This window comes from Mycobacterium sp., from assembly GCF_032159775.1.
Classification (GTDB): Bacteria; Actinomycetota; Actinomycetes; order Mycobacteriales; family Mycobacteriaceae; genus Mycobacterium.
On sequence record NZ_JAVHWK010000035.1, the window covers coordinates 1 to 19,629 of the forward strand.

Here is a 19,629-nt window from a genome sequence, read left to right on the forward strand (position 1 = left end):
GGCGACGCCGGTGATATCGCTCATCACGTGCTTGATCGTCAGGTACTCCTCGAACGAGTAGTCCGACATGTCCTTGCCGAAGCCCGAAGCGCCGACGCCACCATGCGGCATCTCGCTGATGATCGGGATGTGGTCGTTGATCCACACGCAGCCGGAGTGGATCTCGCGCGACGCGCGCTGGGCCCGGTAGACGTCGCGGGTCCACGCCGAGGCGGCAAGGCCGAACGCGGTGTCATTGGCCTGCCGTAGCGCGTCGTCGTCGTCGGTGAACGGGCGCACCGTCAGCACCGGACCGAAGATCTCGTCGCGGTAGATTTCAGAGTCCTCGCCGACATCGGCGATGAGCGTCGGACGGTAGAACGATCCCGGCAGATCTGGTGCGGTGCCGCCGGTGACGATGCGACCGCCCTGATCCGGCGCCCGCTCGACCATGCCCGCGACCTTGGCGCGGTGCGCCATCGAGATGAGCGGCCCGAGGTCGGTGTCGTCGTCGTCGGGATCGCCGACGACAACCTTGCTCATCAGCTCGCCGACACCGGCGACGAAGTCGTCATAGAGCGGCCGCGCGACGATCGCGCGCGTCGCGGCGGTGCAGTCCTGTCCGGTGTTGATCAGCGAACCCGCGACCGCACCCTGGATCGCCGCGTCGAGATCGGCGTCGTCGAAAACCACGAACGGCGCCTTGCCGCCCAGCTCGAGCTGGGTGCGGTGGCCGTGCACCGCCGCGGCGGCCATCACCTTGCGGCCCACCGGCGTCGACCCGGTGAACGTCACCACGTCCACGTCCGGATGGCCGGCCAGCGCGGTGCCGACGTCGCCGCCTGCCCCGGTGAGGACGTTGAAGACGCCGTCCGGCAGGCCCGCTTCGGTGGCAAGCCGCGCCAGCGTCAACGTGGTCAACGGTGTCAGCTCCGCGGGTTTGATGACGACGCTGCAGCCGGCGGCCAGCGCGGGCAGCACCTTCCACACCGCCATCTGCAGCGGATAGTTCCACGGCGTGATGCTTGCGACGATGCCGACGGCCTCGCGGCGGACGCTCGAGGTGTGGTCGCCGGAGTACTCGGCGGTGGCCTTGCCCTCGAGGTGACGGGCCGCGCCGGAGAAGAAGTCGACGTTGTCGATGCTGCCTGGGACGTCGAACTCGCGGGCCAGCCGCGCCGGCTTGCCGGTCTGGCTGACCTCCTCGGCGACCAGCTCGTCGGCGTGCTCGGACATCAGCGCAGCCAGCTTGGCCAGCACCGTCGCCCGGTCCACCGGGGTAGCGCTGCCCCACCCCCGCTGCACCTCGCGCGCCACCTCGACCGCAGTGTCGACGTCGGCCGGGGTGGCCAATGCCAGCTCGGCGACGACGTCGCCGTTCGCGGGGTTGATGACCTGATGATTGGCGCCGCCGGTGGTGACCGCCGCGCCGTTGATCCAGCTGCCGGCCACGCTGGCCGATACCGTCGCAGTCATGGTCCAACGCTAACCGACGCGTTGCCCCGCGGCTACGCATTCCTGCAGTCGCGACAACCCTCGGCGCGTGATTTCATTGGTTTGGTTGCTTGTGACGACGGATTCCGTGCACAATCTCAACCATGGCCAACCCGGGTGCTGATGGCATCCAACCCGTCTCCCTGCGCGTGCATACGCGTCCAGGGGCAGCGGTTCAGCTGGACGAACTGTCCAAGGCAATCATCGAGAAGCTGCAGCAGGACGGTCGTCGCTCGTATGCGGGCATCGGCAAGGCGGTGGGGCTCTCCGAGGCCGCGGTGCGGCAGCGGGTCCAGCGCATGGTCGACTCAGGCGTCATGCAGATCGTCGCTGTCACCGATCCGATGCAACTCGGTTTCGCCCGACAGGCGATGATCGGCATCCGCTGCACGGGCGACACGACACGGGTGGCTGAAAAGTTGGCCGCGATCGACGCGGTCGAGTATGTGGTGCTGACCGCGGGCTCCTTCGACGCCATCATCGAAGTGGTCTGCGAAGACGACGATAGCCTGCTCGAGCTGCTCAACACCCAGATTCGCGCACTGCCGGGAGTGATATCCACCGAAACGCTGGTTTACCTGAAACTCGTTAAGCAGCAATATAATTGGGGTACAAGATGACGACTACTGATATCGCACCAGAAGTATCGACCGACCTAGCAACCAAGGCGAACCGCCACCTGTGGGGCCACTTCGCACGGCACGGCGAGGGCATCACCCCGCCGATCATCACCCGCGGCGAAGGCGTCCATATCTGGGATGACAAGGGCAAGAGCTACATTGACGGGCTCTCCGGCCTGTTCGTGGTGCAGGTCGGACACGGCCGCAAGGAGCTCGCGGAGGCGGCCGCCAAGCAGGCCGAGACTCTGGCGTTCTTCCCGCTGTGGTCCTACGCGACGCCGACCGCGATCGAACTGTCCGAACGCATCGCCGGATACGCGCCGGGCGATTTGAACCGGGTGTTCTTCACCACCGGCGGCGGCGAAGCCGTCGAGAGCGCATGGAAGCTGGCCAAGCAGTACTTCAAGCTGACCGGCAAACCCGGTAAGCACAAGGTGGTTTCGCGCTCGATCGCCTACCACGGCACACCGCAGGGTGCGCTGTCCATCACGGGCATCCCGGCGTTCAAGGTCCCGTTCGAGCCGCTGGTGCCCGGCGGTTTCCGCGTGCCGAACACCAACTTCTACCGCGCACCCGAGCCCTATGACACCGATCTCAAGAATTTCGGCCGCTACTGCGCGGACCGGATCGCCGAGGCCATCGAGTTCGAAGGACCCGACAGCGTCGCAGCAGTGTTCCTGGAGCCCGTGCAGAACGCAGGCGGATGCTTCCCGCCGCCGCCCGGATACTTCGAGCGGGTGCGCGAGATCTGCGACGAGTACGACGTGCTGCTGGTCTCCGACGAGGTCATCTGCGCCTACGGCCGTATCGGATCGATGTTCGCCTGCAACGACTTCGACTACGTGCCCGACATCATCACCTGCGCAAAGGGTTTGACGTCCGGATACTCGCCGATCGGCGCGATGGTCGCCAGCGACAGGCTGTTCGAGCCGTTCAACGACGGCCAGACGGTGTTCGGCCACGGTTACACCTTCGGCGGGCATCCGGTGTCGTCCGCGGTGGCGCTGGCCAACCTCGACATCTTCGAGCGAGAGGGCATCAACGCCCACGTCAAGGAGATGGCGCCCGCCTTCCGGTCGACGCTGGAGAAGTTGTACGACCTGCCGATCGTCGGCGACGTCCGCGGCGAGGGCTTCTTCTACGGCATCGAACTGGTCAAGGACAAGACAACCAAGGAGACCTTCAACGACGAGGAGTCCGAGCGTCTGCTGCGTGGCTACCTGACTCCTGCTCTGTGGGAGGCCGGTCTGTACTGCCGCGCCGACGACCGCGGCGATCCGGTCGTGCAGCTGGCTCCGCCGCTGATCAGCGGGCAGAAGGAGTTCGACGCGATCTACGACATCCTCAGTAGCGTGCTTGGCGAAGCCAGCCGGAGGATGTGACCTCGTCACTTTGGAAACTCCAACCACTTGAGTCACAGCGTGGCTCCCCGGGTTTGCGCGCCGAATCGCCTAACCTTCGGACACGATGGCGACCTTCACGACCGTGTCCCGGCGCGCTCCCGCCCTGGCAGCGGCGCTTTTTCTGGCGGTGACCCCGGCGTTGGCGAACGCCGAGCCCAACGCCTCCGATGCATGCCCCTATCAGGTCAGCACCCCGCCAGCCGTCGACTCGTCCGAGGTTCCGACGGCAGGCGACCCACCGCAACCGTTGGCGGTGCCCTCCGACCCGGTCGGCGGTGACGCGCTCGGCGGCTGTGGTGTGATCACCGCGCCTGGCACGCCGCCGGTGCCCGGTGACATCTCCGCAGAGGCCTGGCTGGTGGCCGACCTCGACACCGGCGACGTCATCGCCGCCAAGGATCCGCACGCCAGGCACCGGCCGGCCAGCATCATCAAGGTGCTCGTGGCCATGCAGGCGCTGCGGGATCTGCCGATCCACAAGGTAGTGGCAGGCACCCCTGACGACGCGGGCGCGGAGGGAACCAAGGTCGGCATCGGCGAGGGCGGCCACTACTCGATTCGCGACATCCTGCACGGGCTGCTCATGCATTCGGGCAACGACGCCGCGCACGCGCTGGCCATGCAGATGGGCGGGATGGACGCGACGCTGACCAAGCTCAACGATCTTGCGAGCAAGCTCGGCGGCCGCGACACCCGCGTGGCGACACCATCGGGGCTCGACGGCCCCGGCATGAGCACGTCTGCCTACGACATCGGGCTGTTCTACCGATATGCATGGCAGAACCCGACATTCGCCGAAATCGTGGCCACCCGGAGCTTCGACTTCCCCGGTCGCGGCGACGCCGGCTATCCGGTCGAGAACGACAACAAGCTGCTCTACAACTACCCGGGCGCGATGGGCGGCAAAACCGGCTACACCGACGACGCGGGCCAGACGTTCGTCGGCGCAGCCAACCACGACGGCCGCAGGCTGGTCGCGGTGCTGATGCGGGGCACCCGCCAGCCCATCGCCCCCTGGGAACAGGCCGCCCACCTGCTCGACTACGGGTTCGCGACAGCGCCGGGCACGAAGGTCGGCTCGCTCATCGAACCGGACCCATCGCTGGTGGCCACGCCCGAAAAAGCCGCCGAGGACACCGCGTTGAAGGCCACCGCCGCGATTCCGGCCGCCGACGCGCTGCCGGTCCGGGTCGGGGTGGCGTTCGTCGGCGCAGTCATCGTGTTCTGCCTCATCATGGCCGCGCGGTCGATGAACCGCCGGCCTCAGCACTGATCAGCGGCGACGGACGAGCCGCGAAAGCCCAAGGGCGCCAAGGGCACCGACGGCTGCGGCGCCAACGGCACCGGCGGGACCGATACCCTCTCGTACCTGTACCCGTGGGTTGATCTGGGCGGCCGGGGGTGGTTCCACCGTCAGCGCCTCGAGAGTCTCTGTGGCGGTGGCCGCCCACGCTGTCGCGAACAGAATCATCCGTGCGGTGATGTAGGCGAAGACCATCAGGCCGAGCACGGGCCCGAACGTCGCACCGGCGGGACCGGTGACCACGGACTTGAGATAGATCGACGCCACCAGCTTGAAGACCTCGAAGGTAACCGCGACCATGAGCCCGGCCCGCGCCGCGCTGCGCAAACCAACCGACTCGCGCGGCAACCGGGCGATCATCCAGGTGAACAGCAGCCACGAGACCAGAATGGACACCGCGATGGATGCCACCCGCAGGCCGATGCTTATGCCCGGAAGAGCCTGCAGACCAAGCCATTTCACGACCTGCTTCATCAATCCAGAGCTGCCGAGCGCGGTCAGTGCGACGGTGAGGATGATGGCGCCGAACAATCCGACGATGGCGAGCAGATCGGAGAGCTTGGTGCGAACGAACCCTGCCGTGTCTTGGCGCAGGAAGCCCCACATCTGGCTCAACGCCTCGCGCAGGTTCGCCATCCAACCCAGCCCGGCCCACGCGGCCGTGGCGAGCCCGATGATGCCGACCGATGTCCGCGACTTGATTGCGGAATCCATCAGCTGAACCAACTGGTTCCCCAGATCACCGGAAACCGTTGACTTGATCTTGTCGGTGACCTCGGCGAGCAGGTCCGGCTGGCTGGCCAGGACGAACCCCGCGATCGAGAAGGCGACCATCAGCAACGGAAAGAGCGCGAAGATCGTGAAGTACGTGATGCCCGCGGCGTAGAAATCGCCCTTGCTGCCTTGGTAGCGCTCCTGTGCGCGCATGACGTGGTCGAACCACCCGTACCGGGTTCGGAAGCGGTCCAGAATGCCCGGCTGGGCCGGTTCGGACATGCCGACCTCCGTCAGGGCACTATCGCGGTTGCTGTAGAAAACCTAACCGCTCGTATACCCGATTCAGCGTTTTCGCAGACACTTCGTTGGCGCGGGTGGCGCCGGCGGCGAGAATCCCCTCGAGCTCGGTGCTGTCGGCGAGCAAATCATCGACCCTGGTCTTGATCGGGGTGACGAACTCCACCACCGCCTCGGCGGTGTCCTTCTTCAGGTCGCCGTAGCCGCGGCCGGCATATTCTTCGACCAGCTTGTCGATGTCGGACCCGGTGACCGCGGACTGGATTGTCAGCAGGTTGGACACGCCAGGCTTGGCCTCGGGGTCGTAGCGGATCTCGCGCTCGCTGTCGGTGACGGCCGACCTGATCTTCTTCGCGGTGACGCCGGGATCGTCGAGCAGGCTGATCAGTCCGGCATCGCTGGCCGCCGATTTGCTCATCTTCGCGGTCGGGTCCTGAAGGTCATAGATCTTCGCGGTGGCCTTGGGGATCATCGGCTCGGGAACGACGAAGGTGTCGGGGAAGCGTGCATTGAAACGCTGCGCGACATCGCGGGCGAGTTCGAGGTGCTGGCGCTGGTCCTCCCCGACGGGGACCAGGTCGGTGTCATAGAGCAGGACGTCGGCGGCCATCAGCACCGGGTAGGTGAACAGCCCGACCGTGGTGGCGTCGCTGCCCTCCTTCTGGGACTTGTCCTTGAACTGGGTCATCCGCGACGCCTGCCCGAAACCGGTGAAACACCCCAGCACCCAGGTGAGTTCGGTGTGGGCGGCCACGTGGCTCTGCACGAATATGGTTGCCCGGAACGGGTCGATCCCCATCGCCAGGTACTGCGCGGCCGTCGCGAGCGTGCGGCGCCGCAGCGTATCGGGGTCCTGCGGGATCGTGATCGCATGCAGGTCGACGACGCAGAAGTAGGCGTCGAACTCGTCCTGCAGGCCGACCCACTGCGCAACCGCCCCCAGCGCATTGCCGAGGTGCAGGGAGTCAGATGTGGGTTGCACGCCGGAGAAGACGACGCGCTCGGCTGGCTTGCTCATGATGGGTTCGATCTTTGCACCCTCGTCATCCCCAGTCGCGCGGGGTCAGCCGCGCCAGCGCCCGCAGAAACGTGCGCCGCTCCTCGACGCCGAGTTCGCCGAGCCACCGCTCTTCCCCGCGCTGGATCTCGTCCTGCACTGCGTCTTTGACACGGCGACCCGCATCGGTGATGGCCAGCAGTCGCACTCTGCGGTCGTCCGGGTCGGGGCTGCGTTCGATGTATCCGTCGTGCTGCAGATCGTCGAGGGTGCGAATGATCCGTGTCTTGTCGGCGCCGATCGCCGCGGCCAACGCGGCCTGGGTCCGCATCGACGACCGGTCCAGTGCCAGCAACACGACATAGCCCCACATCGTCAAGCCGTGCGCGTCGAGAACCGGCTCCTCCGCGGCGACGAGCTCACGCAGGAGCGGTGCAAGCATCGCGGCCAGGTCGGGGCGCCGCGAATCAGACTGCTTCGCTGCCACGGCCACATGATAAGCATTGCATTATCATATGCGTATGCTTATGATCTGCAGATGCCTACAAAAGCGACCGACCTTCTCCACTTCCACCGAATCGCCGTGCTGCAGTCGATCGACCTCGTCGACACCGTCCGGCTGACCGATCTCGGTCGAACGACGCCGTGCGATGGCTGGAACCTGGCCGACCTCCTGGCGCACATGACCGTCCAGCACCGCGGGTTCGCCGCCGCGGCGCGAGGTCTGGGCTCAGACCCCGACGTCTGGCGCGTCGAGAACGTACTGGAGCCGGTGCGGGCGGATCCCGGTCGCGCCTACTCGGAGGCGGCGCACGACGTGCTGGACGCATTCGCGGTCGACGGAACAGCCGATGCGTCGTTCGCATTGCCGGAGTTCGGTGAAGGAGCGGTGTTCCCGGGCACCATGGCGATGGGTTTTCACTTCGTCGACTACGTCGTCCACGGCTGGGACGTCGCCGCCTCGCTGGGTGTCCCCTTCGAACTACCCGACGACGTCATCGAGGCCGTACTGCCGCTGGCACTCGCAGTGCCAGACGGCGACTTTCGCTCCATAGCCGGGGCGCCGTTCGCGCCCGCCGTCGAACAGGGCGGCACGGGCGATGTGAACCGGATACTGCGACATCTCGGCCGCAGGCCGGACTGGCCCGCATAGAGCGGTGGGTCCCGACTGTGACGGACGAGACGAACAGGCGAGCTTGCGATACCGGCGGTACCACCTTTAATGTCGGCATCATGACGCGACGTGACCCGATCCACCTGGGCTCCGGCGAGCCGATGCTTTTGCTGCACCCGTTCATCCTGTCCCAGAACGTGTGGAAACGGGTCGCTCCGTTGATAGCTGACACGGGCCGTTACGAGGTATTCGCGCCGACGATGGCCGGCCACAACGGCGGCGCTCGCGGAAATTTCATGCTCGATACCGCCACGCTGGCCGATGACGTGGAGCGGCGACTGGACGCGCTGGGCTGGGGCACCGCTCACCTCGTCGGCAACTCGCTCGGCGGCTGGGTGTCTTTCGAACTGGAGCGGCGTGGCCGCGCCCGCACGCTCACCGGTATCGCCCCTGCGGGCGGATGGAACCACTTCACCCCGGCGAAGTTCGAGATCGTCGGCAAGTTCCTCGCCGCCGCTCCGGTATTCGCCGTCTGCAAGCTGCTCGGCAAGCGCGCGGCCAAGTTCCCCTTCGCGCGGCAGATTGCGTATCCGGCCGTCAGCGCGACCGCCGACAGCCTCACCGACGAAGACGTTCTCGAGCTCATCGACGACGCCGGACACTGCTCCGCGTACTACCAGATGCTGGTGAAGTCGGTGACGCTGCCAGGCCTGCTGGAGCTGGCGAAGACCCGCACACCAACCCATCTGGTGATCTGCGAAAAGGACCGGGTGCTGCCGACGCCGCGGTACACGCGCCTGTTCACCGAGCAACTTCCATCCAACACAAAGGTGTCGACGCTGGACGGCGTCGGTCACGTGCCGATGTACGAGGCGCCGCAGCGGATAGCCGACGTGATCACCGAGTTCGTCGACCAGTACGCCCACCCGAAAGCGGTCTAGCTGCGTGCAGCCTCCAGCGTCTCGTTGAGCGTCTTACTCGGCCGCATCACCGCCGCGGTCTTCTCCCTGTCCGGGTAGTAGTAGCCGCCGATGTCCACCGAATCGCCTTGCACCTCAGCAAGTTCGGACACGATCGTGTCTTCGTTGTCCGCCAGCGTCTTGGCCAGTTTGGCGAAGTGGTCGGCGAGCTCCTTGTCCTCGGTCTGTTCGGCGAGTTGCTGTGCCCAATACATGGCGAGATAGAACTGGCTGCCGCGGTTGTCGAGCTCACCGGTTCGCCGTGACGGCCCCTTGTTGTTCTCCAGCAGCTTGCCGATCGCCGCGTCCATCGTCTTGCCAAGCAGCGTGGCGCGCTTGTTCTCGGTTTTGCTGCCCAGATCTTCGAAACACGCCCCGAGGGCGAGGAATTCGCCGAGCGAGTCCCAGCGCAGATGGTTCTCCTCGACCAGTTGGTGCACGTGCTTGGGTGCCGATCCGCCCGCGCCGGTCTCGTACATACCACCGCCCGCCATCAGCGGCACGATCGACAGCATTTTGGCGCTGGTGCCCAACTCCAGGATCGGGAAGAGATCAGTCAGGTAGTCGCGCAAGATGTTTCCGGTCGCAGCGATCGTGTCCTGGCCGCGGAACACCCGCTCCAGCGTGTATCGCATGGCCCACACCTGCGGCATGACCTGGATGTGCAGGCCCTCGGTGTCGTGGTCCAACAGGTAGGCCTTGACCTTCTTGCGCAACTCCGCCTCGTGCGGGCGCTCGGTGTCCAGCCAGAACAGCACCGTCATGCCGGATGCGCGCCCACGGTTGACGGCCAACTTGACCCAGTCCCGGATTGCGGGGTCCTTGACGATCGGCATGCGCCAGATGTCGCCGGTCTCGACATTCTGGCTGAGCAGTACCTCGCCGGTGTCGATGTCGACGATGTCGGCGACGCCGTCCTCGGGGATCTCGAACGTCTTGTCGTGTGAGCCGTACTCCTCGGCCTTCTGCGCCATCAGCCCGACATTCGGGACGGTGCCCATCGTGGTGGGATCGAACTGACCGTGGGTCTTACACCAGTTGATCATCTCCTGGTAGATGCGCGAGAACGTGGACTCGGGGTTCACCGCCTTGGTGTCCTTGGTCCGTCCGTCCGCGCCGTACATCTTGCCGCCGAGCCGGATCATCGCGGGCATCGACGCGTCCACGATCACGTCACTTGGTGAGTGGAAGTTCGTGATGCCGCGGGCCGAGTCGACCATCGCGAGCTCGGGACGGTGCTCGTGCACCGCGTGGATGTCCTGGACGATCTCTTCGCGTTGTGACGCGGGCAGCGACTCGATCTTGTCGTAGAGATCAGACATCCCGTTGTTGACGTTGACGCCGAGTTCGTCGAGCACCTTCTGATGCTTGGCGAAGGCCTCCTTGTAGAACACCTTCACCGCGTGGCCGAACACGATCGGGTGCGACACCTTCATCATCGTGGCCTTGACGTGAAGCGAGAACATCACGCCCGTCTTGTAGGCGTCCTCGATCTGCTCTTCGTAGAACTCGCACAGCGCCTTTTTACTCATGAAGTGGCTGTCGATGATGTCGCCGTCGTCCAGCGCCACCTCGGGCTTGAGCACGATCGTCTCGCCGCGCTTGGTCTCGAGCACCATCTTGACCTTGCGGTCCTTGTCCAGCGTCATCGACTTCTCGCCGTGATAGAAGTCGCCGCGCTTCATGGTCGCGACGTGGGTACGCGACGCCTGCGACCACTCGCCCATGCTGTGCGGATGCTTGCGCGCGTACTCCTTGACCGCCTTTGGTGCCCGACGGTCCGAATTGCCTTCGCGCAGAACCGGATTGACGGCGCTGCCGAGAATCTTGGCGTAACGCTCCTTGATCTTCTTCTCGTCGTCGTTCTTCGGCTCCCCCGGATAGTCGGGGAGGTCGTAGCCCTTGGCCTTCAACTCCTTGATGGCCGCCAGCAATTGGGGCACCGAAGCGCTGATGTTCGGCAGCTTGATGATGTTGGTCGCCGGATCATGCGTGAGCGCACCGAGGGTGGCCAGATTGTCGGGCACCCGCTGCTCCTCGGTGAGGCGGTCGGAGAACTCGGCGAGGATGCGCGCCGCCACCGAGATGTCGCTGCTTTCGACCTCGATTCCGGCGGGGTCGGTGAAGGTGCGGATGATCGGCAGAAAGGCGTAGGTCGCCAGCAGCGGCGCCTCGTCAGTCAGCGTGTAGATGATCGTCGGCTTCTCGTCGCTCATGTGATGTCTCCCGGCGTCGGTGTCGGCTATCAGTATCGCGTCGGTTACGAACCTACGCGTGCCTACATATGGGGACATTTGCCCCATGCAATGCCGGGCTACCCGGCGGCAGAATCACGTCATCATCACCCGCTGGCACCCATGACCTGCTGTGCGATAAGATTCCTGGCGGTCATGAGCGCCAGCGTCAAGCCCCGGCTTGCTGGCCGGCAACCCTCCAACCGCGGTGGGGTGCCCCGGGTGATGACCAGGTTGAGTAGCCGACTGCAGTTCTCGAACAACAGTCGGCCACACGGCAAGCGCGGGTCCGTCGGACGGGCCCCCAGAGTAGATAGATGAGGGCTTCCTATGAGCACGCCAGAAGATCCGACCGCCAAATGGTCGTTCGAAACCAAACAGGTCCACGCCGGGCAGACGCCCGACAGCGCCACCAACGCGCGGGCGCTGCCGATTTACCAGACGACGTCGTACACGTTCAACAGCACTGAGCACGCCGCTGCCCTGTTCGGTCTTGCCGAGCCGGGCAACATCTACACCCGGATCATGAACCCCACCCAGGACGTCGTCGAGCAGCGCATCGCCGCACTCGAAGGCGGGGTTGCGGCCCTGTTTTTGGCCTCCGGCCAGGCCGCCGAGACGTTCGCGATCCTCAACCTCGCCAATGCCGGTGATCACATCGTGTCCAGCCCGCGGCTCTACGGCGGCACGTACAACCTGTTCCACTACACGCTGCCCAAGCTCGGCATCGAAGTCAGCTTCGTCGAGAACCCCGACGATCTGGATTCGTGGCGGGCGGCCGTGCGGCCGAACACCAAGGCGTTCTTCGGCGAGACGATCTCCAACCCGCAGAACGACATCCTCGACATCCCCAGCGTCGCGGCGGTCGCTCACGAGGCTGGCGTGCCGCTCATCGTCGACAACACCGTCGCCACGCCGTACCTGATCCAGCCGATCAGCCACGGCGCCGACATCGTCGTGCACTCGGCCACCAAGTATCTGGGCGGTCACGGCGCGGCGATCGCGGGCGTGATCGTCGACGGCGGCACCTTCGACTGGACGAACGGGAACTTCCCCGGATTCACCACACCCGATCCCAGCTACCACGGGGTGGTGTTCGCCGAGCTCGGCCCGCCCGCATATGCGCTAAAGGCCAGGGTGCAACTGCTGCGCGACATGGGTTCGGCGGCGGCACCGTTCAACGCCTTCCTGGTCGCCCAGGGTCTGGAGACGCTGAGCCTGCGCGTCGAGCGTCACGTGTCCAACGCCCAGCGGGTCGCCGAATACCTCGACAACCACCCGGATGTGACCGCCGTGAACTACGCGGGCCTGCCCAGCTCCCCCTGGCACGAGCTGGGTCGCAAGCTGGCGCCGAAGGGCACCGGCGCGGTGCTGGCGTTCGAGCTGGCGGGCGGCATCGACGCGGGCAAGGCGTTCGTCAACGCGTTGACGCTGCACAGCCACGTCGCCAATATCGGCGATGTGCGGTCGTTGGTGATCCACCCCGCGTCGACCACCCACTCGCAGCTGACCCCGGAGGAGCAGCTGGCCACGGGCGTGACGCCCGGGCTGGTGCGGCTGGCCGTCGGCATCGAGGGAATCGACGACATCATCGCCGACCTCGAGCAGGGTTTCGCCGCGGCGAAGCCGTTTCATGCCGCCGCGGATACCGATCCGGCGACCGTCTCAGCGTTTTAGTCAACGCTCGCGAGGATTCTGACGTGACAATCTTTGACGTGCCCACCGACGCGTTGCCCGCTGAAGGCGAGGTCGCGATCGTCGACATCGGATCGCTGACGCTGGAGAACGGCGCCGTGATCGACGACGTCTCCATCGCCGTCCAGCGGTGGGGCGAGCTCTCGCCAAACCGGGACAACGTCGTGGTGGTGCTGCACGCGCTGACCGGCGATTCGCACATCACGGGCCCTGCGGGGCCGGGTCACCCGACCGCCGGTTGGTGGGACGGTGTTGCAGGCCCAGGCGCGCCGATCGACACCGACCGCTGGTGCGCGGTCGCCACCAACGTGCTGGGCGGCTGCCGCGGGTCTACCGGTCCGAGTTCGCTGGCACGCGACGGAAAACCATGGGGCTCAAGGTTTCCGCTGGTTTCCATTCGCGACCAGGTCGAGGCCGACGTCGCCGCTCTCTCGGCACTCGGCATCAACGAGGTGGCCGCGGTGGTCGGCGGCTCGATGGGCGGCGCCCGCGCGCTGGAATGGATGATCGCCTACCCCGACAACGTCCGGTCGGCCCTGGTGCTGGCGGTCGGCGCGCGTGCGACCGCCGACCAGATCGGCACCCAGTGCAATCAGATCGCCGCGATCAAGTCCGATCCGGATTGGTGCAACGGCGACTATTACGACACCGGGCGATCACCGGACATCGGCATGGAGATCGCCAGGAGGTTCGCGCACCTGACCTACCGCGGGGAGGTCGAGTTGGACGACCGCTTCGGCAACGATGGCCAAGGCGACGAGGATCCAGCGACCGGCGGCCGCTACGCCGTGCAGAGCTATCTGGAACATCAGGGCCACAAGCTGCTGAGCAGGTTCGACGCCGGCACCTACGTCGCGCTCAGCGAGTCGTTGTCCAGCCACGACGTCGGGCGGGGCCGAGGCGGCATCGCGGCGGCACTGGCCACGTGCCGCGTTCCGGTGATCGTCGGCGGCATCACCTCCGACCGGCTGTATCCATTGCGGCTTCAGAAGGAATTAGCCGAGCTGCTGCCGGGTTGTGCGGAACTGAAGGTTGTCGATTCGATCTACGGCCACGACGGGTTCCTCGTCGAGACGGAAGCGGTCGGCGCCCTGATCCGCGAGACATTGGAGCTGGCATCCAGGTGACCCGATCGAGAGAGCAGCGTTCCCTGTCGTTCGGCGCGGAGGCCGCGGCATACGAGCGCGGCAGACCGTCCTATCCACCCGAGGCCATCGACTGGCTCTTGCCGGCCAACGCGCGGGATGTCCTCGACCTCGGCGCGGGTACCGGAAAGCTGACCACCCGGCTCGTTGAGCGTGGGCTCGAGGTGGTCGCCGTCGACCCGATCCCCGAGATGCTCGAGCTGCTCAGCCATTCCCTGCCCGAAACACCTGCGCTGCTCGGCACCGCAGAGGAGATCCCGCTGCCCGACGACAGCGTGGACGCGGTGCTGGTCGCACAGGCCTGGCACTGGTTCGACCCTGAACGCGCCGTCGCCGAAGTCGCGCGCGTGCTGCGGCCGGGCGGACGTCTGGGCCTGGTTTGGAACACCCGCGACGAGCGGATGGGTTGGGTCAAGGACCTCGGCCGCATCATCGGCCACGAGGACGACCCGTTCAGCCAGGAGGTCACGCTGTCGGAGCCGTTCGAGCACATCGAACGCGACCAGGTGGAGTGGACGAGTTATCTGACGCCGCAGGCGCTCATCGACCTCGTCGCATCGCGCAGCTACTGCATCACCTCGCCGGCCGACGTGCGTACCCAGACGCTGGAGCGGGTGCGCGAGCTGCTCGGGACTCACCCCGCGCTGGCCAACAGCACGGGGCTCGCGCTGCCGTATGTCACGGTGAGCATTCGCGCGACGCTGCCCTAGTCGCGTCGCGAGGCGGCACGCGGGGCGGCCGACCGCGGCGGCCGGTCACGCATGTGGTCGCGGATGCGGGTCATCAGGTCGCCGAGGACGCGCACGTCCTCATCGGACAGCGAGCCGTACAGGAGCTTCCGGACGACCTGGATGTGACCGGGTAGAACCTTCTCGACGCGGGCGCGACCCTCCTCGGTGATCTCGACGACGGTGACGCGCTGGTCACGGGTACTGCCTTCGCGGGTGATGAGCCCCGCTGTCTGCAAAAGCCCAGCCTGGTGGGTGAGGCCACTGCGGCTGTAGACGACGCCATCGGCCAGCTCGGTCATCGTCAACGGCCGGTCGGCGTCGACCAATTTGGCCAGAATCTCGAACTGCACGTAGCTCAGGTTGCCCTCGTCCTGCAGCTGCTGTCTTACGGCGTACTGAAGCAGGCTGGCCGCCTCGGTGAGCGCGAAGTAGGTGCGCATCTGGTCGGGCTTGAGCGGTTCGGCCATACCGCCAGCATAGTGCTTCGATCTCGAAGCAATGAGACGACGATCACCTTCTCGCCCGGAATTGCTTCGATCTCGAAGCAGTTACACGGAGGGTACTGCTTCGAAATCGAAGCAACCAACGAAGGAGACGTCATGAAGGCAGCGATTTACCACCGCTACGGCGGCAGCGAGGTTCTGCAGTACGACGAGGTCGAGCGGCCGGCGCCTGACACAGGGCAAGTCCTGGTGAAGGTCGCCGCGACGTCGTTCAACCCGGTCGACGCCGGCATCCGTGGCGGCTACCTGTCCGAGGTGTACGCGATCGCATTCCCGCATGTTCCGGGGATCGACGTCGCGGGCACGATCGCTGAAGTCGGCCACGGCGTGACGGGGTGGAACATCGGCGACGCGGTCGTCGGCTTTCTTCCGATGGACGCCGACGGCGCTGCCGCCGAGTACGTGGTCGCACCCGCCGACGTGCTGGCCGCCGCACCGCGGTCGGTGGCCCTTGCCGACGCCGCCGCGCTGCCGACCGTCGGGTTGACGGCGTGGCAAGCCTTGTTCGACATCGCCGCATTGAAGGCCGGGCAGTCGATCCTGATCAACGGCGGGGGCGGAGCGGTCGGCGGTTACGCGGTACAGCTCGCCCACCAGGCCGGCGCCGTCGTCACCGCGACCGCAAAGGCCGCCGGTGCGGACCGTCTTCGCCGCTACGGGGCCGACCGGGTCATCGACTACATCGACTACACCGCCACTCCGATCGCCGTCGACGGACCGCGGTTCGACGTCGTGCTCAACCTGGTGAGTACCTCACCGGAGCAGACCGCGGCCCTCGTAGGCCTCGTGACAGACGGCGGGTTGCACATCGGCACCATGACGTCAGGCCCGGAGAATCCGCCACGCGGGATTCGCTCGCAGCGGATCTTCGTGCACAGCGACGCCGCGCAATTGGGCGAGCTCGTCAACCGCGTCGACGCAGGCACACTGCACATTGACGTCGCCGACCGCCGCCCGCTGACCGAGGTCGCTGCCGTCCACGCCGACGCCGACGGGGGTCGGCTGCCCGGCAAGACAATTCTGTATCCCGCCGATCAATGACCCGCAGCCACGACACCATTCATTCGGTCGAACCGAACCAGCGCGTGAGCGCAGCGCGCAGCCTTGCGGCGTCGGCGACACCGAATGTGTCTGTGGCCCAGGCGATATAGCCGTCCGGCCGGATGAGCAGCGCGTCGGCCGGCCGGTCGGCGATCGAGGCGGTAACGACGTCGACTCGGTCGGCCCACGCGGCCGCGGCGGCCTGTACGGGACCGCCGCACAGGTCGAGCAGCACGGGTCGGCCGTCGCGGAGCAGTTCGGCGACCCTGCGGCCGTCCTCGAGCACGAGGTCGGGCACCATCAGGCCGGACAGCCGATGGTCGTCACCGCCGTCATAGCGGACGTCGGACCCTGCGAGTAGACGCCCTAAATGATCAGTCACTCCCGGCTTGTCGACCAGCTCGGCGAAGAGCCTGCGCAGCGCGTCGACTTCCGGTCCTGGCGCAGACAAAGCAAGCTGTGCCTGCGAGTGCAGCATCACCCGCTCCCCCACCGGATAGCGCTCGGACTCGTAGGTGTCGAGCAGATCGCCAGGCGCCCAACCGTTCACGACGCCGGCAAGCTTCCAGCCGAGGTTGACGGCATCCTGCATGCCGAGGTTCAGCCCGGGACCGCCCATCGGCGAGTGCACGTGAGCGGAATCGCCGACCAGCAGAACCCGGCCTTCCCGGTACCGCTCGGCCTGTCGCGAGTTCGTCCCGTCGAGCCTGCGCAGCGCATGCGGACCCGACCCTTTCGGCGGCTCCAGTGGGACGTCGACGCCGAGGATGCGGCGGAGGCTTTCGCGTAGTTCGTCGAGCGTCATCGGTCCGTCGGCACTGCCGACAGTCCAGCCGTACTCGATCGACCCCAGCATCGGCCGCGCCGGATCGAGCGGGAAGGCGATGACGGTGCCGTCTTGGAACCTGTTGTGGCCGAACGGCAATAGGCCGAATCCGGGGATCTCGTATCCTCGGCCCGGCACCAGGAGCTCTTCGGGCAGATGCACATGGGCGACCCTGCTCACGGTCGGCGACGTATGACCGGGAAAGCCGATGCCCACGGCCTTGCGCACCGTGCTGCGGCCGCCGTCGGCGCCCACCAGATAACCGGCGTCCAGCCGATATGCCCGACCCGTCGTCGCGACGGTCAGCGCCACACTGTCGTCGTCCGCGCGCAGTGCCGTCAGTTCATGGCCCCACCGGATGTCGACGCCGAGGTCACGCGCCCGCTTCTCCAGGAGCCGGACCACCCGCGGCTGCTGGATGAGAAGCGCATACATCGGGTTGTCCTCGATATCGAGAAAGTTCAGCGACAGACCCGCGAACATCCAGCCGTACGCGGGCCTCGGTGGTCCCTCGTCGCCGCCGAAGGTGTGATAAAGGTCGCGCATGTCGAGCTGCCGAATCACCTGTCCGACAAGACCGTTGGCTTTCGGCTCATCGCTGGGTCCCGGCAGTTTGTCGAGAACGACGGGCCGCACGCCCGCAAGCGCCAGCTCGCACGCCAGCATCAGGCCGTTGGGCCCGGCGCCGGAGATGACGACGTCAGCTGCTTCGACGGTCATTTCTTTCTCCTTGTGGTCGGGACGGGTTCGGGGAGACCGGCGGCCACCTCGGCGAAGCCGCTGCGGATCAGCGTGGTGATCGGGACGGGGGGATCCGCCCGCACGTAGAGCTCGGTTGCGGCGTCACCGACGGCACGCACCACGGCGCTGACGAGCCGCGGGTAGAGGTCGCGCTCCGCGTCGGTGCCTGTCCGCTCCGCGATCACCTCGAGCCACTCGTCGAACAGCTCCTTGTTCGCGGCATCGCGGATCTCCGGTCTCATCAACAGTTTTCGGACCTCCGCGAGCTCGGTTCGGCTCGGAATCTTGTTCTCCTCACCGGTGGCGTCGCGGAAGTCCTCCTCGAGCGGAGCGATGACGGCTTCGGCGATCGACGTCCACAGCGGCTCGTCGGCGGGACGATCCCGCAGCACGGCGATGCTGCGGCGCAGCCGCTCGGTCTGTCGGTAGGCCAGTGCCTCGTACTTGCCGGTGAAGTAGTTGTTGAACGTCCGCAACGAGACGCCCGCCAGATCTGCGATTGCCTCCCGTGTCACCGAGTCGAGGCCGTGCTCGAATGCAAGTTTCAGCGCGGCGTCGCTCAACGCGCGTCGGGTGTCGAGCTTCTTGCGCTCCCGAAGTCCGGTCATATGCCCACTGTAGGCGGAATTTGCACAGCGGGCAATTTTGCCTTGCGGGCAGCTAGCTGGTGCCCAACGGGTCGATCGTCGCGGCGATGTACAGCACGGCCGCACTAGCCGTCGCGGTGGTGACGAGATCAATGCCCTTGCTGCGCACCACAAGCAGACCCGCCCGATCGTCGGTGAGCGCAAGCCGCAGCGCCGCAGCGACGGCGACGCCGATGCCGAGTACTAGAGCGCCGCGACGCCAGTAGCCGGCGACCACCAGCGCGAACGCGGTAAGGAAGATGACGCCCACCAGCAGGATCGGCCACTGACCGCGGAACACCTTGCGGGCGAACTCGCCGACGGTCATGCGGACCGTTCGGCCAACTCGACGACGTTGACCAACAGGAACGCTCTGGTCAACAACCCGACACCGCCCGGGTTCGGGGACACGTGGCCTGCCACGTCCCACACGTCGGGCGCTACGTCACCGACCAGCTTTCCGTTCTCGTCGCGGCTGACGCCGACGTCGATGACGGCCGCACCCTGCCGGACCATTTCGCCGGTCACCATGTGCGGGACGCCCGCGGCGGCGATGACGATGTCCGCCTCGCGGGTCAGCTGCGGCAGATGTCGAGTCGCGGTGTGGCACAACGTGACTGTGGCATTCTCGGAGCGCCGGGTGAGCAGCAGGCCCAGCGGCCTGCCGACGGTCACGCCCCTTCCGATCACCACCACCTGTGCGCCCGCGATCTCCACCTCGTAGCGCCGAAGCAGGTGCACGATGCCGCGCGGTGTGCACGGCAGCGGTGCGGGCTCGTTGAGGACCAACCGGCCCAGGTTCATCGGATGCAGGCCGTCGGCGTCCTTGCCGGGGTCGAGGCGCTCCAGCGCGGCGTTCTCGTTGAGGTGCTTGGGCAGCGGCAGCTGGACGATGTAGCCGGTGCACTCGGGGTTGGCGTTCAGCTCGTCGATGGTCTCGTCGAGCTCGGCCTGGCTGATGTCGGCAGGCAGATCGCGACGGATGGACGTGATGCCGACCTTCGCGCAGTCGGCGTGCTTGCCGCGTACGTAGGCCTGTGAGCCCGGGTCGTTACCGACCAGAACCGTGCCGAGGCCCGGCGTGCGTCCCGCGGCGGTCAGTGCCGCCACCCGCTCGGAGAGGTCGGTGAATATTTCGTCGCGCGTGGCCTTGCCGTCCAATGTGATCGCACCCACGCCAGCCAGTCTGACATGTCGATGTGGC

At 66.4% G+C, this 19,629-nt stretch carries 19 protein-coding genes and 1 riboswitch; of the genes, 9 read left to right on the forward strand and 10 right to left on the reverse strand.

Features of this window, described 5'->3' with window-relative positions:
- Window positions 1–1,455, reverse strand: a 1,455-nt coding sequence (locus QOJ24_RS03815; protein WP_526259264.1) for an aminobutyraldehyde dehydrogenase, incomplete at its 3' end; no start/stop codon positions are given.
- A gap of 122 nt (window positions 1,456–1,577) precedes the next feature.
- Here QOJ24_RS03815 and QOJ24_RS03820 point away from each other — a divergent pair.
- The 3 genes from QOJ24_RS03820 to QOJ24_RS03830 all read left to right on the forward strand — a co-directional run bounded on the left by QOJ24_RS03820 (window position 1,578) and on the right by QOJ24_RS03830 (window position 4,769).
- Complete coding sequence (locus QOJ24_RS03820; protein ID WP_526259266.1) at window positions 1,578–2,093, forward strand: Lrp/AsnC family transcriptional regulator; 516 nt, start codon at window positions 1,578–1,580, stop codon at window positions 2,091–2,093.
- Window positions 2,090–3,475 carry an aspartate aminotransferase family protein gene (locus tag QOJ24_RS03825; RefSeq protein ID WP_526259268.1) on the forward strand — a complete coding sequence of 462 codons (1,386 nt, stop codon included), beginning with the start codon at window positions 2,090–2,092 and terminating at the stop codon, window positions 3,473–3,475. The genes QOJ24_RS03820 and QOJ24_RS03825 overlap by 4 nt, the downstream gene beginning before the upstream one ends.
- 85 nt (window positions 3,476–3,560) lie before the next feature.
- Complete coding sequence (locus QOJ24_RS03830; protein WP_526259270.1) at window positions 3,561–4,769, forward strand: D-alanyl-D-alanine carboxypeptidase family protein; 1,209 nt, start codon at window positions 3,561–3,563, stop codon at window positions 4,767–4,769.
- Here the strand turns inward: QOJ24_RS03830 and yhjD are convergent, their stop codons facing one another.
- Genes yhjD through QOJ24_RS03845 form a run of 3 tightly spaced genes read right to left on the reverse strand, consistent with a single transcriptional unit; the run spans window position 4,770 to window position 7,252 of the window.
- Window positions 4,770–5,795 carry an inner membrane protein YhjD gene (gene yhjD / locus QOJ24_RS03835; RefSeq protein ID WP_526259272.1) on the reverse strand — a complete coding sequence of 342 codons (1,026 nt, stop codon included), beginning with the start codon at window positions 5,793–5,795 and terminating at the stop codon, window positions 4,770–4,772.
- A 19-nt stretch (window positions 5,796–5,814) separates the two neighbouring features.
- On the reverse strand, window positions 5,815–6,831 hold the full coding sequence (gene trpS, locus QOJ24_RS03840; RefSeq protein ID WP_526259274.1) for a tryptophan--tRNA ligase: 1,017 nt from the start codon (window positions 6,829–6,831) through the stop codon (window positions 5,815–5,817).
- A gap of 25 nt (window positions 6,832–6,856) precedes the next feature.
- Window positions 6,857–7,252: a MarR family winged helix-turn-helix transcriptional regulator gene (locus QOJ24_RS03845; RefSeq protein WP_526259333.1), complete on the reverse strand. Its 396-nt coding sequence runs from the start codon at window positions 7,250–7,252 to the stop codon at window positions 6,857–6,859.
- Between the two features lie 96 nt (window positions 7,253–7,348).
- On the opposite strand from QOJ24_RS03845, the gene QOJ24_RS03850 reads away from it, so the two are divergent.
- Together QOJ24_RS03850 and ephH are read left to right on the forward strand one after the other, a co-directional pair.
- Window positions 7,349–7,963 carry a TIGR03086 family metal-binding protein gene (locus tag QOJ24_RS03850; RefSeq protein WP_526259276.1) on the forward strand — a complete coding sequence of 205 codons (615 nt, stop codon included), beginning with the start codon at window positions 7,349–7,351 and terminating at the stop codon, window positions 7,961–7,963.
- A gap of 80 nt (window positions 7,964–8,043) precedes the next feature.
- Window positions 8,044–8,865 (forward strand): epoxide hydrolase EphH, encoded by an 822-nt coding sequence (ephH, locus tag QOJ24_RS03855; RefSeq protein WP_526259278.1) that lies wholly within the window; start codon window positions 8,044–8,046, stop codon window positions 8,863–8,865.
- Here the strand turns inward: ephH and QOJ24_RS03860 are convergent.
- Entirely contained in the window at window positions 8,862–11,099 is a 2,238-nt protein-coding gene (locus QOJ24_RS03860) for an NADP-dependent isocitrate dehydrogenase (protein ID WP_526259280.1), read from the reverse strand. The two genes, ephH and QOJ24_RS03860, sit on opposite strands and share 4 nt — an antisense overlap.
- 170 nt (window positions 11,100–11,269) lie before the next feature.
- A riboswitch (SAM riboswitch) is annotated at window positions 11,270–11,407 on the forward strand.
- A 40-nt stretch (window positions 11,408–11,447) separates the two neighbouring features.
- Here QOJ24_RS03860 and QOJ24_RS03865 point away from each other — a divergent pair.
- Genes QOJ24_RS03865 through QOJ24_RS03875 form a run of 3 tightly spaced genes read left to right on the forward strand, consistent with a single transcriptional unit; the run spans window position 11,448 to window position 14,667 of the window.
- Window positions 11,448–12,794 (forward strand): bifunctional o-acetylhomoserine/o-acetylserine sulfhydrylase, encoded by a 1,347-nt coding sequence (locus QOJ24_RS03865; protein WP_526259282.1) that lies wholly within the window; start codon window positions 11,448–11,450, stop codon window positions 12,792–12,794.
- A 23-nt stretch (window positions 12,795–12,817) separates the two neighbouring features.
- Window positions 12,818–13,939: a homoserine O-acetyltransferase MetX gene (gene metX / locus QOJ24_RS03870; RefSeq protein ID WP_526259284.1), complete on the forward strand. Its 1,122-nt coding sequence runs from the start codon at window positions 12,818–12,820 to the stop codon at window positions 13,937–13,939.
- Window positions 13,936–14,667 (forward strand): class I SAM-dependent methyltransferase, encoded by a 732-nt coding sequence (locus tag QOJ24_RS03875; protein WP_526259286.1) that lies wholly within the window; start codon window positions 13,936–13,938, stop codon window positions 14,665–14,667. The genes metX and QOJ24_RS03875 overlap by 4 nt, the downstream gene beginning before the upstream one ends.
- Here QOJ24_RS03875 and QOJ24_RS03880 read toward each other — a convergent pair.
- Window positions 14,664–15,155 carry a MarR family winged helix-turn-helix transcriptional regulator gene (locus QOJ24_RS03880; protein ID WP_526259288.1) on the reverse strand — a complete coding sequence of 164 codons (492 nt, stop codon included), beginning with the start codon at window positions 15,153–15,155 and terminating at the stop codon, window positions 14,664–14,666. The two genes, QOJ24_RS03875 and QOJ24_RS03880, sit on opposite strands and share 4 nt — an antisense overlap.
- A 132-nt stretch (window positions 15,156–15,287) precedes the next feature.
- Here QOJ24_RS03880 and QOJ24_RS03885 point away from each other — a divergent pair, with 132 nt between their 5' ends.
- The gene (locus QOJ24_RS03885; RefSeq protein WP_526259290.1) at window positions 15,288–16,232 is read left to right on the forward strand and encodes an NADP-dependent oxidoreductase; all 945 of its coding nucleotides are present in this window, start codon (window positions 15,288–15,290) and stop codon (window positions 16,230–16,232) included.
- Window positions 16,233–16,251: 19 nt separating this feature from the next.
- Here QOJ24_RS03885 and QOJ24_RS03890 read toward each other — a convergent pair whose 3' ends face one another.
- Genes QOJ24_RS03890 through QOJ24_RS03905 form a run of 4 tightly spaced genes read right to left on the reverse strand, consistent with a single transcriptional unit; the run spans window position 16,252 to window position 19,601 of the window.
- A complete protein-coding gene (locus tag QOJ24_RS03890) occupies window positions 16,252–17,778 on the reverse strand; it encodes an FAD-dependent oxidoreductase (protein WP_526259292.1) in 1,527 nt (508 codons plus the stop codon).
- Window positions 17,775–18,407: a TetR/AcrR family transcriptional regulator gene (locus QOJ24_RS03895; RefSeq protein WP_526259294.1), complete on the reverse strand. Its 633-nt coding sequence runs from the start codon at window positions 18,405–18,407 to the stop codon at window positions 17,775–17,777. The genes QOJ24_RS03890 and QOJ24_RS03895 overlap by 4 nt, the downstream gene beginning before the upstream one ends.
- 52 nt (window positions 18,408–18,459) lie before the next feature.
- Complete coding sequence (locus QOJ24_RS03900; RefSeq protein WP_526259296.1) at window positions 18,460–18,753, reverse strand: DUF3017 domain-containing protein; 294 nt, start codon at window positions 18,751–18,753, stop codon at window positions 18,460–18,462.
- Window positions 18,750–19,601, reverse strand: coding sequence for a bifunctional methylenetetrahydrofolate dehydrogenase/methenyltetrahydrofolate cyclohydrolase (locus tag QOJ24_RS03905; RefSeq protein WP_526259298.1), 852 nt, complete (start codon window positions 19,599–19,601; stop codon window positions 18,750–18,752). The genes QOJ24_RS03900 and QOJ24_RS03905 overlap by 4 nt, the downstream gene beginning before the upstream one ends.
- Window positions 19,602–19,629 lie beyond the last annotated feature (28 nt).

Bases quoted from the DNA above. Each gene is read 5' to 3' on its own strand.
- QOJ24_RS03820 (WP_526259266.1), top strand. From the start codon at position 1,578: ATGGCCAACCCGGGTGCTGATGGCATCCAACCCGTCTCCCTGCGCGTG.
- QOJ24_RS03825 (WP_526259268.1), top strand. From the start codon at position 2,090: ATGACGACTACTGATATCGCACCAGAAGTATCGACCGACCTAGCAACC.
- QOJ24_RS03830 (WP_526259270.1), top strand. From the start codon at position 3,561: ATGGCGACCTTCACGACCGTGTCCCGGCGCGCTCCCGCCCTGGCAGCG.
- yhjD (WP_526259272.1), bottom strand. From the start codon at position 5,795: ATGTCCGAACCGGCCCAGCCGGGCATTCTGGACCGCTTCCGAACCCGG.
- trpS (WP_526259274.1), bottom strand. From the start codon at position 6,831: ATGAGCAAGCCAGCCGAGCGCGTCGTCTTCTCCGGCGTGCAACCCACA.
- QOJ24_RS03845 (WP_526259333.1), bottom strand. From the start codon at position 7,252: ATGCTTGCACCGCTCCTGCGTGAGCTCGTCGCCGCGGAGGAGCCGGTT.
- QOJ24_RS03850 (WP_526259276.1), top strand. From the start codon at position 7,349: ATGCCTACAAAAGCGACCGACCTTCTCCACTTCCACCGAATCGCCGTG.
- ephH (WP_526259278.1), top strand. From the start codon at position 8,044: ATGACGCGACGTGACCCGATCCACCTGGGCTCCGGCGAGCCGATGCTT.
- QOJ24_RS03860 (WP_526259280.1), bottom strand. From the start codon at position 11,099: ATGAGCGACGAGAAGCCGACGATCATCTACACGCTGACTGACGAGGCG.
- QOJ24_RS03865 (WP_526259282.1), top strand. From the start codon at position 11,448: ATGAGCACGCCAGAAGATCCGACCGCCAAATGGTCGTTCGAAACCAAA.
- QOJ24_RS03880 (WP_526259288.1), bottom strand. From the start codon at position 15,155: ATGGCCGAACCGCTCAAGCCCGACCAGATGCGCACCTACTTCGCGCTC.
- QOJ24_RS03885 (WP_526259290.1), top strand. From the start codon at position 15,288: ATGAAGGCAGCGATTTACCACCGCTACGGCGGCAGCGAGGTTCTGCAG.
- QOJ24_RS03890 (WP_526259292.1), bottom strand. From the start codon at position 17,778: ATGACCGTCGAAGCAGCTGACGTCGTCATCTCCGGCGCCGGGCCCAAC.
- QOJ24_RS03895 (WP_526259294.1), bottom strand. From the start codon at position 18,407: ATGACCGGACTTCGGGAGCGCAAGAAGCTCGACACCCGACGCGCGTTG.
- QOJ24_RS03900 (WP_526259296.1), bottom strand. From the start codon at position 18,753: ATGACCGTCGGCGAGTTCGCCCGCAAGGTGTTCCGCGGTCAGTGGCCG.